Annotated in this window: 15 protein-coding genes and 1 tRNA gene; 6 read left to right on the top strand and 10 right to left on the bottom strand. The window is 67.1% G+C overall.

The genetic code is table 11. From position 1 onward, the window contains the following. The 4 genes from DBR20_RS16520 to dtd form a co-directional block, all read right to left on the bottom strand. A partial coding sequence (locus tag DBR20_RS16520) for an Arm DNA-binding domain-containing protein (RefSeq protein WP_146187039.1) occupies nt 1–347 on the bottom strand: 347 nt, incomplete at its 3' end. A gap of 175 nt (nt 348–522) precedes the next feature. Beyond that, nucleotides 523–598: transfer RNA gene (locus DBR20_RS16515), tRNA-Ile, on the bottom strand. Nucleotides 599–934: 336 nt separating this feature from the next. Next, nucleotides 935–2785: an RNA polymerase sigma factor RpoD gene (rpoD, locus tag DBR20_RS16510; protein WP_108267021.1), complete on the bottom strand. Its 1851-nt coding sequence runs from the start codon at nt 2783–2785 to the stop codon at nt 935–937. Nucleotides 2786–2875: 90 nt separating this feature from the next. Then, complete coding sequence (gene dtd / locus DBR20_RS16505) at nt 2876–3316, bottom strand: D-aminoacyl-tRNA deacylase (protein ID WP_108267019.1); 441 nt, start codon at nt 3314–3316, stop codon at nt 2876–2878. A 60-nt stretch (nt 3317–3376) separates the two neighbouring features. Here dtd and DBR20_RS16500 point away from each other — a divergent pair, with 60 nt between their 5' ends. From DBR20_RS16500 to DBR20_RS16485, 4 genes are all read left to right on the top strand, one after another. Continuing rightward, on the top strand, nt 3377–4297 hold the full coding sequence (locus DBR20_RS16500; RefSeq protein WP_108267017.1) for a lauroyl acyltransferase: 921 nt from the start codon (nt 3377–3379) through the stop codon (nt 4295–4297). Between the two features lie 75 nt (nt 4298–4372). After that, entirely contained in the window at nt 4373–5506 is a 1134-nt protein-coding gene (ribA, locus tag DBR20_RS16495; protein WP_108267015.1) for a GTP cyclohydrolase II RibA, read from the top strand. A 112-nt stretch (nt 5507–5618) separates the two neighbouring features. Beyond that, on the top strand, nt 5619–6095 hold the full coding sequence (locus tag DBR20_RS16490; RefSeq protein ID WP_108267013.1) for a PH domain-containing protein: 477 nt from the start codon (nt 5619–5621) through the stop codon (nt 6093–6095). Further along, nucleotides 6092–7633 carry a PH domain-containing protein gene (locus DBR20_RS16485; protein WP_108267011.1) on the top strand — a complete coding sequence of 514 codons (1542 nt, stop codon included), beginning with the start codon at nt 6092–6094 and terminating at the stop codon, nt 7631–7633. Before DBR20_RS16490 ends, DBR20_RS16485 begins: the two co-directional genes overlap by 4 nt. Nucleotides 7634–7734: 101 nt before the next feature. On the opposite strand, the gene DBR20_RS16480 is transcribed toward DBR20_RS16485, so the two are convergent. After that, nucleotides 7735–8796: a CDP-glycerol glycerophosphotransferase family protein gene (locus DBR20_RS16480; RefSeq protein WP_108267009.1), complete on the bottom strand. Its 1062-nt coding sequence runs from the start codon at nt 8794–8796 to the stop codon at nt 7735–7737. On the opposite strand from DBR20_RS16480, the gene DBR20_RS16475 reads away from it, so the two are divergent. After that, nucleotides 8795–9601, top strand: a complete 807-nt coding sequence (locus DBR20_RS16475; protein ID WP_108267007.1) for a glycosyltransferase family 2 protein — start codon at nt 8795–8797, stop codon at nt 9599–9601. The genes DBR20_RS16480 and DBR20_RS16475 overlap by 2 nt on opposite strands. A gap of 25 nt (nt 9602–9626) precedes the next feature. Here the strand turns inward: DBR20_RS16475 and DBR20_RS16470 are convergent, their stop codons facing one another. The 5 genes from DBR20_RS16470 to def form a co-directional block, all read right to left on the bottom strand. Continuing rightward, entirely contained in the window at nt 9627–10913 is a 1287-nt protein-coding gene (locus DBR20_RS16470; protein WP_258223400.1) for an O-antigen ligase, read from the bottom strand. A gap of 122 nt (nt 10914–11035) precedes the next feature. Beyond that, nucleotides 11036–12748, bottom strand: coding sequence for a glycosyltransferase family 39 protein (locus tag DBR20_RS16465; RefSeq protein WP_108267005.1), 1713 nt, complete (start codon nt 12746–12748; stop codon nt 11036–11038). A gap of 22 nt (nt 12749–12770) precedes the next feature. Further along, nucleotides 12771–14102, bottom strand: coding sequence for a 16S rRNA (cytosine(967)-C(5))-methyltransferase RsmB (rsmB, locus tag DBR20_RS16460; RefSeq protein WP_108267003.1), 1332 nt, complete (start codon nt 14100–14102; stop codon nt 12771–12773). Between the two features lie 3 nt (nt 14103–14105). Further along, nucleotides 14106–15029, bottom strand: a complete 924-nt coding sequence (gene fmt / locus DBR20_RS16455) for a methionyl-tRNA formyltransferase (RefSeq protein ID WP_108267001.1) — start codon at nt 15027–15029, stop codon at nt 14106–14108. Nucleotides 15030–15150: 121 nt separating this feature from the next. After that, nucleotides 15151–15663 (bottom strand): peptide deformylase, encoded by a 513-nt coding sequence (def, locus tag DBR20_RS16450; protein ID WP_108266999.1) that lies wholly within the window; start codon nt 15661–15663, stop codon nt 15151–15153. 128 nt (nt 15664–15791) lie between these two features. Between def and DBR20_RS16445 the strand changes: the two genes are divergently transcribed. Beyond that, nucleotides 15792–16919 carry a LysM peptidoglycan-binding domain-containing protein gene (locus DBR20_RS16445; protein ID WP_108266997.1) on the top strand — a complete coding sequence of 376 codons (1128 nt, stop codon included), beginning with the start codon at nt 15792–15794 and terminating at the stop codon, nt 16917–16919. The last annotated feature ends 42 nt before the right edge of the window (nt 16920–16961 follow it).

Below are 16961 nucleotides of genomic sequence, written 5' to 3'. Positions count from 1 at the left end.
ACAAGCCCTTCTTTGGTTCGTTTCGCCAACAGCTCGAGGCCAACTGCGGCGAACGTAGCGGTCGCCTTCTCGCCTTGCGTTGCCTTCTCTGTCCTGGCCACTTGGGCAGGATTGGCGCCGCCGCGCAGCATCGCCCTCAACCTATCGCGCTCGGCACGTGCAGCCTGAAGCCCCATGGCTGGGTACTCATCCAAGGTAACGATGCTTGCCTTCCCAAGGAAGCGATAGCGATAGCGCCAAGCCTTGCTGCCGGCGGGGCGAATCTCGATCACCAAGCCGTTCGTATCGGCTACCCGATACGCGGCGGCCTTTGGCTTTAGTGCACGAATCTTGGTGTCAGTGAGCATGTGAGTCAGATGGTTGTGAGTCAGGCGAAGCTGGGTCGCCAAGTGACTCACACACTGACTCACTTTCTACGTGGACGCAAGCGGACCGGGGGAGACCTCGGCGGCATCAATAGCCTTATATTTCAGCGCCTTTGGGGGTTTTTTGGACTGATCTGGACGTCCTCAGACGTCCAATTGGTGGGCCCACCAGGATTCGAACCTGGAACCAAGGGATTATGAGTCCCCTGCTCTAACCGTTGAGCTATAGGCCCTGTGAAACGTCACAGTGTAGTGGAGCACGGCCGGAATCGGCTACTCAGTTGGCAGCAGCGGGCGCCACACCAACACGCTGCAGCGGCCTTTCCGCAGCACCAGCAACGCTACATTCCTTGCAGATGCGCCAGCTCTCATTGCGCCGTCCCTACCCAGCTGCGCAGGGCAGCAGACACGCCGCCGGATGCGCCAATGCCGACAGCAGCCGAGCATGGGCTCGGCTCTACAGAAAGCACCCTCGCCATCCGGCCCCCACCCCAAAAGAAAAACCCCGCCGAAGCGGGGCTTTTCCAGACAGAAGCAGTTGCCGAGCATGGCTCGGCACTACCTGGAGATCAATCGATATCCAGGAAGCTGCGCAGCTGCTCCGAACGGCTCGGGTGACGCAGCTTGCGCAGGGCCTTTGCTTCGATCTGGCGGATGCGCTCGCGGGTCACGTCGAACTGCTTGCCGACTTCCTCGAGGGTGTGGTCGGTGTTCATGTCGATGCCGAAGCGCATGCGCAGCACCTTGGCTTCACGCGGGGTGAGGCCGGCCAGCACGTCGCGCACGGTTTCAGACAGATTGATGTTGGTGGTGTTCTCGATCGGGGACTCCACGTTGGTGTCCTCGATGAAGTCGCCCAGATGGGAATCCTCGTCGTCGCCGATCGGGGTTTCCATCGAGATCGGCTCCTTGGCGATCTTCATCACCTTGCGGATCTTGTCTTCCGGCATGTCCATTTCCTTGGCCAGCTCCTCCGGCGTAGCCTCGCGGCCGTACTGCTGGAGCATCTGGCGGGAAATGCGGTTCAACTTGTTGATCGTTTCGATCATGTGCACCGGAATACGGATGGTGCGCGCCTGATCGGCGATCGAACGGGTGATGGCCTGGCGGATCCACCAGGTCGCATACGTGGAGAACTTGTAGCCGCGACGGTACTCGAACTTGTCCACGGCCTTCATCAGGCCGATGTTGCCTTCCTGGATCAGATCGAGGAACTGCAGGCCGCGGTTGGTGTACTTCTTGGCAATCGAGATCACCAGGCGCAGGTTGGCCTCGACCATTTCCTTCTTGGCCTTGCGCGCCTTGGCTTCGCCGTAGGCCATGGCACGGCTGAGTTCCTTCAGCTCGTCCAGGTCCAGCAGGGTGACCTTCTCGATGTCGATGGTGGCCTGCTGCTCGGACACGATCTGGTCCTTCACTTCACGCAGCGCCGAAGACCACTTCTGCTTGCGCTTCAGTGCGTCTTCCACCCATTCCAGGTTGGTCTGGTTGCCTTCCCAGGAACGGATGAAGTCCTTGCGCGGCATGCGGGCAGTGACGGTGGCCAGGTTCAGCACGCGGCGCTCGTGGGCCTTGACGCTGCCCATGGTGTCGCGCAGCTGCTTGGTCAGCACGTCGGTCAGCGGCAGCGGCAGCTTCAGGGTGACGAACACCGCCGACATCTCCTCGCGGAGCTTCAGCAGGCCCTTCTTGTCGCCCTTGGCAACGGCCTTCTTGAAGGCGTTGAGGGCATCGCTCAGCGCCTGCATGCGCGCGGCGACTTCCTCCGGATCCGGACCGGTCGGCGCGGCTTCTTCATCGGCGCCGTCGACATCATCCTCTTCCTCGTCGGCGTCGTCATCGCTGTCATCCGAGTCGTCGGCCACGGCAGCAGCCGGGGCCGGCACTTCGTCGGACAGGTCATTGAAGCCGACGATCACTTCGGCAAGGCGCTTGCGGCCTTCCTTGTGCGCTTCGTAATCGGTCAGCAGCGATTCGACCGACACCGGGAACTGGCCGAGTGCGGCCTGGACCTGGGACAGGCCTTCTTCGATGCGCTTTGCAATGGCGATTTCGCCTTCGCGGGTCAGCAGCTCGACGGTACCCATTTCGCGCATGTACATGCGCACCGGGTCGGTGGTACGGCCACCTTCGGTGTCGAGCGCGCTCAGCGCGGCGGCAGCTTCTTCGGCTGCGGTGTCGTCGACCTCACGGTTGCCCGTGTTGCCGTCGTTGAGAAGCAGGGTTTCCACATCCGGAGCAACTTCATGGACATCAATGCCCATGCCGTTGATCATGCCGATGATGTCTTCGATCTGTTCCGGGTCGACCATGTCGTCCGGCAGATGGTCATTGACTTCGGCATAGGTCAGGTAGCCCTGTTCCAGGCCCTTGCTGATCAGTTGCTTGATTTCGGATTGGGCAGGACGTTCGTTGGCCATGTAGTGCTCGCGCCACCGGCTAGGGGGAAATAGGGAACGTAGCATTATACCAGCCCGGGGCCCGGCCTGCCGGGCGGTGGTCCCGGTGGCCTAGAGCCTGAGGAGGAAGGTCACAGGACCGTCATTGACCAGGCTGACGACCATATGGGCACCAAAGCGGCCCGTTTCCACCCCTGGCGCATGATTTTCGCGACAGATCCCGACAAATCGATTGAACCCGCGTTCAGCCTCCTCCGGCGGTGCCGCGCTGGTGAAGCTCGGCCGCATGCCGGAACGGGTGTCCGCAGCCAGGGTGAACTGGCTGACCAGCAGCAGGCCGCCGCCGGTATCACGCAGCGAGCGGTTCATTTTGCCGGCCTCATCTGCAAAGACACGGTAGCCGAGCACGCGTTCGGCCATCCGCTGCAGCTGGGCCTCGGTATCGCCCGGCTCCATGCCGACCAGGGCCAGCAGGCCGGGGCCGATCTGCCCTATCGCCTCACCTTCCACATGCACGGCGGCCTGGCTGACACGTTGAATCAGGACGAGCATCGGCGGGCTTCCAGGCAAGGGCCGGCCACGATAGCAGCGCCCTTGGCTAAACTGGGGGAGATGAATCCACACCGCAAAGCCCGGCTGGTCTACCGCGCCACCACCCTGTTCGCCCGCCTGCCCTGGCCATTGCTGCGCGGGTTCGCGCACGCCCTGGCCTGGACGTGGGTGCGCCTCGATGCCCGCGAAAGCCGCGTCACCCGCCGCAACCTGGAGCTGGCCTATCCCGAGCTGGACGCACCGGCACGCGAACGCCTGCAGCGCGAGCTGCTGCGCTCCACCGCCCTGCAGGCCATCGAGACCCTGCGCCTGTGGAGCCGGAAGCCCGAAGACAACCTGCGCCTGCACCTGAAGGAGCGGCACGGCCAGGCGCTGTACGACGCGGCGCTGGCCAGCGGCAAGGGCGTGATCGTGGCGGCCCCGCACTACGGCAACTGGGAGCTGCTGAACCAGTGGCTGGCCTCGCGCGGGCAGATCGCCATCGTCTACAAGCCGCCGGAGGACGAGGCCAGCGATGCCTTCCTGCAGATCGTGCGCGGCGGCCACAACGTGCAGCAGGTGCGTGCCGAGGGTCCGGCCGTGCGCCAGTTGTTCAAGGTACTCAAGGACGGCGGCGCCACCGGCATCCTGCCCGACCAGCAGCCCAAGGCCGGCGACGGCGTGTTCGTGCCGTTCTTCGGTGTGCAGGCACTGACCATGACCCTGGTCAACCGGCTGGCTGAGCGCACCGGCGCGACGGTGCTGTATGGCTGGTGCGAGCGCATCGGCCCGGACATGGAATTCGCCCTGCACATCGAGCCGACCGACCCGGCCGTGGCCGACCCGGACCCGCAGGTCGCCGCCACCGCGCTCAACGCAGGCATCGAACGCATCGCCCGCCGCGACCCGGCGCAGTACCAGTGGACCTACAAGCGCTATACGCTGCGGCCACCGGGCAGCGGCGAGGAAGACCCGTACGCGACCGACGAGCATCCGCACTGAAAGCCGCTCCACCCGGCCTGCGACACACCGCCGCAGCACGTTGAATACGACGCTGGCGCCCCCATAGAGACACCGATGTCCGCCTCCCCCGGTCCTGCCATGTCTGCTTCCTCCCTGTTCGGTGATCCGGCGGCGATCCGCTGCGAGCGCGCGGTCGCCGAACTGCGTGCCGGTCGTCCGGTCCTGCTCCACGATGGCCAGGGCCAGCGCCTGGCGGTGATCGCGCTGGACAGCGCCACCGCCAGCAGCTTTGCCGCCTTCGCCAGCGCCGCGCGCGAGCGCCATTACCTTTATCTGACCGCCACCCGCGCCCGCGTGCTCGGCGTGGAGGCACCCGAGGGCGCGCGCCTGCCACTGGCCGGTGTGGCGTTCGATGCCCTGCCCTCGCTGGGCTACCTGCGCGAACCCGGACCGATGCCTGCGGCCTGGAGTGCAGGCGATGCGTTCGATGCCGGCGCGGTGGAACTGGCCCGGTTGGGCCTGCTGCTGCCAGCGATGGTGGCCGTGCGCCTTGAGGCAACTGACAGCACCTTCGATGGCGCCGCCGACGTCGGCCTGTGCGATCTGGCCGAAGGCGCTGCGCATGCCGCACATGATTACGAACTGGTGGCGCGTTCTCCGGTGCCGCTGCGCGATGTGGGCATGACCACGTTCGCGGTGTTCCGCGGCGGCGTCGCCCAGCGCGACCAGGTGGCGATCATCGTCGGCGAACCGGACCTTTCCGGCGTGGTGCCGGTGCGCGTGCATTCGTCCTGCCTCACCGGCGACCTGTTCGGTTCGCTCAAATGCGACTGCGGCGACCAGCTGCGCCGCGGCCTGCGCAAGTTGAAGGAACTGGGCGGTGGCGTGCTGCTGTACCTGGACCAGGAAGGCCGCGGTACCGGCATCGCCGCGAAGATGCGCGCCTACGGCTACCAGCATGACGGGCTGGATACCATCGATGCCGATGCGCAGCTGGGCTTCGGCGCCGATGAGCGCCGCTATGGCAGCGCGGTGGCGATGCTGCGCGGCCTGGGCGTGTCCCGTGTTGCCCTGCTCAGCAACAACCCGACCAAGGCTCAACGCCTGCGCAATGCCGGCATCGAAGTGCTGGACTGCATTCCGGTCACCGGCGAAATCACCGCCGAGAACGAGCACTACCTGCGCACCAAGGCCGACCGCGCCGGGCACCTGCTGGATGTCGACGCGCTGATCCAGGCCGCCCAGTAACGCGGGCGACCTGCTAACGTCTGCGCGGTGCGGCCATCACCGCGCCTGCCCGCCCTGCTGCCCGACGGACGCCCGCGTGACCGAACTTCCTTTGCCTGTTGCTGCCGCCGAAATGCCCCTCGACCACTGGCAACCCCTGCCGCGGCGCGCTGCCCGGTTGGCGGCACTGGAGGGTGCCTTCGGCGGTCTGTTCATCCCCGGCGCACCGCTGGTCGCCCTCTGGTGGTTCTTCGATCTTCCCGGTGGCCTGTGGGCTGCATCGCTAGGCCTGCTGGTCGGCCTCGCCTTCGGTGGCTGGATCGGCCATCGCCGCTTGACCCGCACCCGCTGGCGGCTGGACGCACAGGGCCTGGGCCTGCGCCGCGACCTGATGTGGCAGATGGAAACCCGCATTCCCATTTCGCGCGTGCAGCATCTGGACCTGCGTCGCGGGCCGCTGGAGCGGCGTGCTGGCCTGGCCACGCTGATCGTGCACACCGCCGGCACCCGCCTGAGTGCGGTCACCGTCAACGGGCTGGACGAAGCCGATGCCGAGCGTCTGCGTGACACCCTGGCCCATCAGCTCGACCAGGACGCCGACGCCCTGTGAGCCAGCCGCCACCCCTGCCACCCTCGCTGCCCAACGGTGGCGAAGAACATCGCCTGCACCCGTGGTCGTGGCTGTTCGTGCTGTTGATGCAGTTGCGCCACTATCTCCTGCCGCTGGTCGCGTTGCTGGTGTTCGGCCAACGCGGCGACCGCGATCCGATGTGGGCACAGCTGATCCCGCTGACCGCCATCGCCGCGCTGGTGCTGGTCTCGGTACTGCAATACCTCAGTTACCGCTATCGCATTGGCAATGACGCGATCACCGTGCGCAGCGGCCTGCTGGCGCGCAACCGTCGCGAGATCCCCTTCGCCCGAATCCACAATGTGGAAGTGCGGCAGAACCCGTTGCATCGACTGTTCGGGGTTGCCGAACTGCGCCTGGAATCGGCCGGTGGCGTGCGCCCGGAGGCGGAGATGCGCGTGCTGCGGCTGGACCAGGCGCTGGCCCTGGAACAGCTGGTGCGCCAGCGTGGACAGGCGCCCCAGCCAACGCCGGGCGACGCGCCGGTTGCCAGTGTCGTGCCATCCGACGATGAGCAGGTACTGCTGCGCCTGTCGAGCTGGGATGTGCTGCGCATGGGCCTGCTGTCCAACCGTGGCTGGGCGCTGGCGATCGCCGCCTTCGGTGTTCTGTTCCAGACCGTACCGCGCCAAGTGATGGACGATGCCATCCAGCGCGGCGGGCGCGAGGCCTTCGGCTACGCCAGCCATCTGCATGCCGGGGTGACGGGTGGGCTGGTGCTGTTGGCGGCGGCATTGCTGCTGGGCTGGCTGTTGTTGCGGGTGCTGTCGGTGGTGTTGACGCTGCTGCGTTACCACGGCTTCACCCTCAGCGAGCGCGAACGGCGCCTGACCGTCTCCACCGGCCTGCTCAGCCGTACCCGCAGCAGCGTCGCGCGCCGCCGCATCCAGGCATGGACGCTGGGCGAGAGCACCCTGCAGCGCTGGTTCGGATTGCGCCAGCTGCGCATCGACAGCGCCGCCGGTGGCCCCTCGCGCGACGACGACCGCGCGCTGCGCGAACTGGCCCCGCTGGCTGGCGCGGGCACCTGCGACGACCTGGTGCGCCATCTGCTGCCACAGCTGCAATGGCCACCACAGCAGTGGCAACCGATACCGCAACGCGGATGGTGGCGCCTTTCGTTGTCCACCTTGCTGATGGTACCGTTGCTGACCGCCGCGCTGTACTGGCGCTGGGGCCTGCCGGCCTTGGCACTGCTGGCCTGGCTGCCGGTCAGCCTGTTGATCGCGCACCGGCAGATGGCCCGGATGGGCTGGCACCTGGATGGCCAGTTCGTGGCGGTGCGGGGCGGCTGGTGGAAGCGCTGGTGGCGCTGGGCCGAGCTCGACAAGGTGCAGGGCCTGCGTCTGCAGCGCTCACCGCTGGACAAGCTGCTGGGTACGGCCAGCCTGCAGCTGGATACCGCCGGTGCGCACGGTGACGTGGCACTGGCGCTGCGCTACCTGCCGCAGGCGCGTGCACATGCGTTGATGGAAGAACTGGCAACCGCGCTGGCCCGGCGCAAGCTGCGCTGGTAGCGCGGCCGAGTATCGAACCGCCCATCCACGCATGGCGTGGATCTACTGCGGTGCAGGGGTCGGATCCCATTCCGCAGGAATGGGCTCTGACCCCTGCGCATCTATCGCCGTTGCGACGGCCCCCAGTAGCCCAGGTCCTTGCGGATCTGCAGGTCACGCACCCAGCTGCCAAACGGCTTGCGACGCAGCGCACCCATCTCGCCGGACAGGAAATCCTCGGTCGCGGCGATCACCCGCTCGCTGGACAGGCCATCGCGATAAGGGTGGATGGTATCGGCGTAGCGCACGATCTCCGCCTGCAACGCCGCATCCGGATGCAGCGCGCGCGCCAGCATTGTCGGCAGCTGCTGCGGATCGTCGAAATCGATCATGTGCGGCTTCGGCACGCGGTTGCGGAAGGTCACCACCGGCTTGTGCTGGACGATGAACTCGGAAACGATCGATGAGGTGTCTGATACCAGCACGTCGGCGGCGCGCTGGGCGGCCATCACCTGCTCGGGTTCGATGAACCGCGCATTGGCGCCGGCCAGCGCGCGGTAGCGTTCGAACAGTTCCGGCGGGCACTTGGGGTGCAGGGTCAGCAGCCAGTAGTGCTGCCCGGCGGCGATGTCGGCCGCGATCTGCGCATGCAGGTGCGGGGCCGCACTCAAGCGCTCGGTGAAGGTTGAGCCGAACAGGATCACTGGGCGACCGCCGGCCGCACTGCGCAGCGCGGCACTGTCGTCGCCATCGTCGCGGAACAGAGGGTCCAGCTTCGGCCAGCCGGTTTCAGCCACAGCGAAATGACCCTGCAGTGCCGCGATCTCGCGGAACGGCGCGGTAGTGGCAGGGCCTTGGGTGCAGTAAAGGTCGAACATGCCGCGCACCCGGAAGTGGCCACGCGCACTGTCGCGCTTTTCCACGTTGAAGCCATGGAACAGCTGCACCTTGGCCCCCGACAGGAAGGTCGGCACCCAGTTGGCCGCACTGAACACCGCCCGCGGACGCATCGCCAGGGCCTGCTTCAGGCCGATGTTGGGCACGCCGGGCAGCTGGCTGCCGGCCGCACCATCTTCGAACCAGGCCGCCACTTCCTGGCCGGAAGCGTGCAAGGCCTGCACCAACGGGGCGAGAATAGGCAGCGCATAGCGCTCCGTCGCAAACAACAGGTACCCGGCCATCATGTCCTCCACGACCGCTCCCATCGAACGGCCTCGCATCTCGGCCTGCATTATCGCGTTCAACGAGGCCGGGCGCATCGGCGACTGCCTGGCCTCGCTCGCCTTCTGCGACGAGATCGTGGTGGTGGACTCGCTGTCCACCGATGCCACGGTGGCCATCGCCGAGGCTGCCGGCGCCCGCGTGCTGCAGCGCCCGTTCGATGGTTTCCGCAGCCAGAAGGCATTCTGCGTCGAGCAGGCCCGCCACGAATGGGTACTGTGCCTGGACGCCGACGAGCGCGTCAGCCCGGAACTGCGCACGGCCATCGAGCAGGCCCGCGACGGCGGCTTTGCAGGTCATGCCGGCTACCGCTTCGCCCGCCTGTCGGAGTACTTCGGCAGATTCCTGCGCCACGGCAATGCCTATCCGGACCGGGTGCTGCGCCTGTTCGACCGCCGCCAGGGCGGCTGGCGCGGCAAGCGCGAGATCCATGAGGCGGCCAGCGTCGATGGCACCGTCGGCACCCTGCGCGGAGACCTCATCCACTTCCCTTACCGCTCGCTGCAGCAGCAGCTGGCCAAGACCGAGAAGTACGCGCGGATGATGGCCGAGCACGAGTTCGCGCGCGGCAAGCGGGCCACCCTCGGCAAGCTGGTGCTGGCGCCGGCCTGGCGGTTCTGGCGCGGCTTCCTGTTCCGGGGCGGCTTCCGCGACGGCTGGCATGGCCTGGTGTATGCCTATGTGCGCGCCAACTACGTGCGCCAGAAGACCATCATGCTGTGGATGCTGGGCAACGGTCAGGCCGTGTCCGACCCGCCCAACCCCTGAGCGGGGAGTCGGCCGGGGCTGGAGGCTACCGGGCGATCTTTGCCCGGTGCCGCGCACCTTCCACGATCGACAGGCCGGTCAGCAGGCCGACGATGGTGACGTAGAAACTGGCGGTCATCTGGTGCGCGAACATCGACTGGGTCAGCCCGCACAGGATGTAGGACACCACCACCATCACGCCGGCGGCGGCGGGGCCACGGAAGGTGATGTGCCCGCTGCGCCGGTGCAGGCGCACGAACACCCACAGGGGCACGCCATACACGGCCAGCAGCAGCAGCAGGCCCGGCACGCCCTGGGTAGCGGCCCACTCGGCGACATCGTTGTGGGCATGGCCAAGGTGGCAGCGCTGTTCCTGCGGATCCTCGCGGCAGATCGGTACCCGCTTCATGGCATTGTCGAAGTGGCCGACGCCCACCCCGATCAGCGGGTGATCAAGGAAGGTCTCCCACGCCACCTGCAGGCGCTCAACCCTGGCCCCCGCCGATGAGTCGCTGTCGCCCTGCTCCATGCGTTGCACATCGCTGTGCAGTTCGGTCAGGCGCACTTGATGGCGCAGCTCAGGCACCGACAGCATCAGGGTCGCTGCGATGGCCAGCATGCCGGCAAGCACCGACAGGCGCGCCACGCCGGTGCGCCAGCGCAGGCTGAGTGCCAGCACCACCAGCAGCGCCAGCAGCGCTGCGAACACGCCACGGCTGCCGGTGAGGACAATGGTTCCGCAACCGGCGGCCGTGCCGACGATCACCAGCGACCAGCGTCGCGAGGGCCGGCAGAACACCAGCAGCACCATCAGCATCACCACGATGTCGGCGAGCACGATTGCGTTGGTGGACAGTTCCGCGCGCGCCGCGCCTCCCAGTACCTGCATCAACGCCAGCGCGAAGGTACCCAGCAGGCCGGCGAACGCGCCACGCCACAACCAGCGCATGTCCGGCCGCAACGCGCAGACCCATAACGCGATCCACGGGATCACCAGGAATCGCGAGCGGTTGTCGACATTGCGCAGGCCGTGCTCGAACACCACCATCGAGAGCACGCCCAAAGCCAGCACCGCCAGCGTCAGCCAGGTCAACACCCTGATCGGCTGGGCATCCATGTGCCGCGCGCGCCACAGCAGTTCCGGCACCATCAGCGTGGTGACCAGCAACACCAGGCCATACGGCAACAGGTTGATCGGGATGGTCAGCACCAGCGCCGGCATGCAGAACAGGCCGATCTGCGCCAACCAGTGCGCAGCGCGCGGGCGACCACCAACGGGTACGCCCAGCGGATCGCCGACCGTGGATTCCAGGTTGTGCTGTGAAGCTGCCACGTCGAAAAGTTTCGCTGCGATCCTGCGGAATGAACGGGATCGCCGACACGGCCGACCCCACGCTGACGTTTTACTGCCTTTGGCGCTGCTTGGGCAGTCTGGACAAGCGCAGGCCGGAGTGGTTACTCCTCACGCTGCAACCGCCGTTCGCGTTCGTGCTCGTCGGCGCTGGCCACGCACCGGCCCTGCACCGCCGCGGCCGGCACCAGCCACCAACGGCGGCGGTTGGCGATACCGGCCAGTTCGGCCCGGTTGCGGTCGATGCAGGGCAGCAACGCGTCTTCGTGGACCAGCAACCAGCGCCGCTGCGGCGCCAACTGCTGCCATTCCACGGCCGTGGCCAGCTGTGCATCCCAAGGCTCGTTGAAACCAAAGGTTGCTGCCGGCCGGTCGGCCATCAACAGATTCTGCTCTTTCCAGGCCACCAGTCCCAGCTCGGCATCGGCGCCGATGCGCTGGCCGGTATGCCGCATCAGGCCGCGGGCAGAACTTGAATCATTCAGCAGCGGATAGCCGATCAGGCTGTACAGCACCCAGACAGCCGTCAGGGTCGAGACCAGTGCCAGCTGGCGACGGCCGCGCCCGAACAACAGCAGGCTGGCCATACCCCAGCCGCCCATCGCCATCGCCGCCCAGGCCAGGGCGTTCATCTCGCCATTGCCGATGCCCCGCGTCTGCATCAGCCGCGTTTCGAAGCCGGGCTTGCCCAGCAGGGCCGCCAGCCCGGCGGCCAAGGTGCCCAGCGACAGCAGCAGGGTGAACGCGCCCAGCAGCCATTGTGCGTCGCGCCGGCGCAGCAGCCCCGGCAGCAACGGCGCCAGCGCCAGGCAGAACATCGGCAGCGCCGGCAGGATGTAGACGTCGCGCTTGCCATTGGGAATCGAGAAGAACAGCACGATCAGCGCCCACCAGCCCAGCAGCAGCAGATAGCGCGCATCCCGACGCTGCAGCCGGCGCCGCCAGGCGGGGATCGCCCATGGCAACGCCAGGAAGGCGGGAATCCACATCGACGGCATGGTGCCCAGGAAGTACCACCAGGGCTGGTGGTGGTCCCATGATTGCGCATAGCGCTTGGCGGTCTGCCGGAACAGGATGTCGTCCATGTAGGCCAGGTACTCGCCGGAGCGGGTCGCCAGCGCGGTCATCACCATCGGCACCAGCCACAGTGCGATGGCCAGCACGAACGCCAAGGGCGCCAGCCAAAAGCGCAGGTAGCGTGCATGCAGCCGCACCCGCGGCCAGTGCAGCGCCGAACCGATCACCGCTGGCACGATCATCAGCAGCGCGATCACGCCCACGCCCTTGGTGATCACCCCTATGCCGGCAAAGAACCAGCCCAGCCACCACCAGCGCCACGCGGGCCCCAGCAGCAGGTGGCGCAGCAGACCGTAATTGGCCAGGGTAATGAACAACACCACCAGCGGGTCGATCTGCGCCTTCTTCGACTGGAAGGTGAACTGCAGGGCGAACAACAGCGCCCAGCCCGCGTACAGGCCGACCTGCCGCGTCCACAGACGCCGGCCCAGATCGACCACGCACCACAGCGTGCCGAGTGCAGCGATCAGCGAGGGCAGCAGGAACGCCACCCGCCAGTTGCCGACCACGCTGTACAGCGTGGCCTGCCACCACATCAGCATCGGCGGCTTGTCCGAGTACAGCTCCAGCCCACGGTGCGGGAACAGCCAGTCGCCGCTGTCCACCATCTGCTTGGCGACCAGGGCGAAGCGCGGTTCGTCCGAGGGCCAGGGATCGCGTAGTCCCAGGCCGGCACCCAACACCAACAGGGCCATCACAACGAACAGCCACGTCTGGCGTGATGCACGGGTTTTCAGCATGGGGGCTCGGACAGCGGTTGGGTCAGCCCTTTTTTAGCAGACGCGCGTAGAAAAATCCGTCAGCATCGTTTTCACCGGGCAGGCGCTGGCGCGCGATACCGTCACAGTCCAGACCAAATGCGTCATCCAGCGCGACCGCTTCCGCATCCGCGTGCCACTTCAGGAAGCCCTTTACCTGATCGACGTTCTCCGCGCGCAGGATCGAGCAGGTGGCATACAGCAGCACACCACCGGGGCGCAGCATCGACCAGCAGGCTTCCAGCAACCGGGCCTGGATGCCGACGAGAGCATCGATGTCCTCCGCACGGCGATGGAACATCACGTCCGGCTGCCGACGGATGACGCCGGTGGCCGAGCACGGTGCATCCAGCAGGATCGCGTCGAACGGAACGCCGTCCCACCATGCCCCCGGATCGCTGGCATCGGCCACCAGGACCTCGGCACCTTCGCCGACACCGGTGCGGGCGAACGTATCCTTGGCGCGCGCCAGGCGACGGGCGTCGATATCCAGCGCCAGCAATCGCAGGCTGGGGTCGCGCTCAAGCAGGTGCGCGGCCTTGCCACCCGGCGCGGCACACGCGTCGAGCACTCGGCTGCCGGTCAGCGGCGCCAGTGCGTCGGCGGCACATTGTGCCGACAAATCCTGCACCGACAGCAGGCCTTCGCCGAATCCGGGCAACTGGTTCACCGGAACCGGCACAGCCAGTCGCAGCGCATCGGCGCTCAGCGTGCTGGCTTCGGCGGCAATGCCGGCCTCGGCCAAGTCCGCCATCACCTTGTCGCGCCCGCCCTGCTGGCGGTTGGCACGCAGCCACAACGGCGCCGGCTGCAGGCTGGCAGTGAAGATCGCCTCGGCCTGTGCCGGCCAGTCGCGTTCGACGGCCTCGGCCAGCCAGAGCGGAAATGCGTCGCGTGCCGGTTGTTCGGGGAAGCCCTCGCGCTGCGCCCGGCGCAGGATCGCGTTGACCAGGCCCGCCTGGCGTTCACGGCCAAGTGCGCGTGCAGCATCGACCGTGGCCGACAGCGCCGCATGGGCGGGCAGTTCCAGCACATCCAGCTGGGCGAAGCCCACCATCAGCAGCGTGCGCAGGTCGGCATCGCGTGCGGACAGCGGCTTCTGCATCCATCCCTGCAGGGCGGCGTCATAGGTGCTGCGACGGCGCAGCACCGCAAAGCACAGCGCTTCAAGCAGCGCACGGTCGCGGGTGTCGGCCAGTTTGGGCAGCGCCCAGGCCAGCTCCGCCTTGAGCGAACGACCGCGGGTGAACACCTGCGCCAGCACGCGCGCCGCCAGCATGCGGGTAGCCGCGCCCGGTGCTGCCTTGGCGATGGAAAAATCGTTTCCCTTGCTCACCCGTCAAACCCCCACGCGCAGGTCACGGCGGGCATTGAGGTAGTCGGCGGCGGTGATCGCCTTGCCGCCTTCCCGCTGCAACACGCGCAGGCGCAACGCGCCCTGCCCGCAGGCGATGTCGATGCCCTCGCGGCCAGCGGCCAGCACCGTACCCGGCGCTTTGCCATGGGCCACATCCAGCGCCACCGCGCCATGGATGCGTACGCGCTCACCGGCCAGCAGTGCCTCGGCAATCGGCCACGGATTGAACGCACGCACCGTACGCGCAAGCGCTTCGGCGTCCTGCGCCCAGTCCAGCTTTGCCTCGGCCTTGTCCAGCTTGTGCGCGTAAGTCACACCCTGCTCCGGCTGCGGCCGCGCGATCGGCTTGATGCCGGCACGCAGCAGGCCCAGTCCATCGGACAGCACCTGAGCGCCGAGCTCGGCCAGCTTGTCGTGCAGCTGGCCACCGGTATCGGTGGCGGCGATGGCCAGCTCCTGGTGCAGCAGCACCGGGCCCGTATCCAGGCCCGCTTCCATCTGCATCAGGCAGATGCCGGTCTTATCGTCGCCGGCCTGGATGGCACGCTGGATCGGTGCGGCGCCGCGCCAGCGCGGCAGCAGCGAACCATGCACGTTCCAGCAACCGTGGGTCGGGATGTTCAGCACCGCCTTGGGCAGGATCAGGCCATAGGCCACCACCACCATCAGGTCCGGCTGCAGGTCACGCAGCTGCTGCTGGGCCGCCTCGTCCTTCAGCGTTTCCGGCTGGTACACGGGAATGCCGCGGGCGACCGCTTCCAGCTTGACCGGTGAAGGCGCCAGCCCACGGCCGCGACCGGCCGGGCGATCAGGCTGCGTATAGACAGCCACCACCTCGTGATGACGCGCGGCCGCGCGCAGCGACGACACCGCGAATTCCGGCGTACCGGCAAAGACAATCCTCATGGCAACCCCACTTGCAGGATGAAATCGTGCAGGAAAAAAAACGGCGCCGTCGGCCGGCGCCATGCAGCCCGCGCGTCACGCGCAGGCGCGGGCCACCCCGAAGGGCGGCCCACAACAGCCATCACGCCACGTGCTTGCGCTGTTTGGCCAGCTTCTTGCGGACCATCTCGCGCTTCAGCGGCGACAGGTAGTCGATGAACAGCTTGCCGTCCAGGTGATCCATCTCGTGCTGCACGCAGACCGCCAGCAGGCCGTCGGTGCTCAACTCCTGCGGCTGCCCCTGGCGGTCCAGGAACTTGACGGTGATGGTGTCGGCACGGGTCACGTCAGCGAAGATGCCGGGCACCGACAGGCAGCCTTCCTGGTACACCTGGCCCCCGTCCTTGGCGACGATTTCCGGGTTGATGAACACGCGCGGCTCGTTCTTTTCTTCACTTACGTCGATGACCATGAAGCGCTGGTGCACGTCCACCTGGCTGGCAGCCAGGCCGATGCCCGGAGCGTCGTACATGGTCTCGAACATGTTGTCGAGCAGCTCCTGGAACGCCGGCGTGGTCACGTCGGCGGCATCGATCAACGCAGCCTTGGTACGCAGGCGCGGATCGGGGAACTCAAGGATGGGGAGTAAAGCCATGGCAGTTTCCGGGGGTGGGGCCGGGTTACGCCGGCATACGTCGCAGATTCTAGCTCCAACGCTTGCCTTGCGCCCCGGTTTCTGGACTATAGTGCGCGAACCTGTTGGGGAATCAGGGCTTCACACCTATGTTGCTTCGTTTTCGTACGGTCGTCGCCGCGGCGATGCTGACCGTGGCTGCCTATGCTACCGCCGTGGAAGTGAATGGCGGGCACCCGGACACCTATGTGGTCCGCAAAGGGGACACCCTGTGGGACATCGCAGGACGTTTCCTGCAGAAACCATGGCTGTGGCCGGAGATCTGGCAGGCCAATCCGCAGGTCGCCAATCCACACCTGATCTATCCCGGTGACGTCCTCAGCCTGGCCTACCTGGACCGTGTGACGGCCCAGCCCGGCCCGCGCCAGGAAGCCCCGGTCACCGGCGTGCCACTGGCACAGGTCGAGCCGTTCCTGAAGCAGCTCAGCGTGGTCGGCAGCATCGAACAGCTGCCCTATGTGGTCGGCCTGGAAGACAACCGCCTGCGCGCCACCGGTGGGCAGACCGCCTATGTACGCCTGGCCGACGCCCAGACCGGGCAGCGCTGGGCCGTGGTCCGCCCGACCGTGCGCTACGCCCAGCCCAAACCAACCGAGGACCTGACCGCCAACGGCGATGTCACCCCGGGCAGCGGCAACCTCTGGAAGGCCTTCAGCGCGCCCAACCACCGCCGCGGCGTCTTGGGTTACGAGCTGGCGCAGGTCGGCACCGGCACCATCACCCAGGTGGCCGGCGGCAAGACCGAAGCGTCGACCCTGGTCCTGGACAACGCCAGTGGCGGCCGTGAAGTGCGTGCCGGCGACCGTCTGGTGCCGGTCGAGGCCACGCCGTACGACCTGCAGTTCTTCCCGCATGTGCCTGCCGCCGGCGTGGAAGGCGTGGATGTGCGCGTACTGGCAGTCACCGACATGTTCAGCACCGGCGGCCCGCGCGATGTGATCGCGATTTCCGCTGGCCGCGCCCAGGGCGTGGACAACGGCACCGTGTTCTCGCTGTGGCGCCATGGCAGCCATGTGGCGCACCGGATGAAGTTCCCGGGGTCCTCGCGCATGGACGACTCGACCACCACGGGCGCCGGCCGGGTCAGCCTGCCGGATGAGTACGCCGCACATGCCATGGTCTTCCGCACCTTCGACAACGTCAGCTATGCGCTGGTGATGCAGGGCGTGAAGCCGGTGCGTGTGGGCTATAGCGCGCTGCATCCGGACGCGAAATGATCCAGCGCCGGGCTCTGCCCGGGCTCGGTAGGCAGCGCCGGC

Source organism: Stenotrophomonas sp. HMWF023 (genome assembly GCF_003060985.1).
GTDB classification, from domain to species: domain Bacteria; phylum Pseudomonadota; class Gammaproteobacteria; order Xanthomonadales; family Xanthomonadaceae; genus Stenotrophomonas; species Stenotrophomonas lactitubi.
This window is presented reverse-complemented; position numbering and strand designations above follow the sequence as displayed.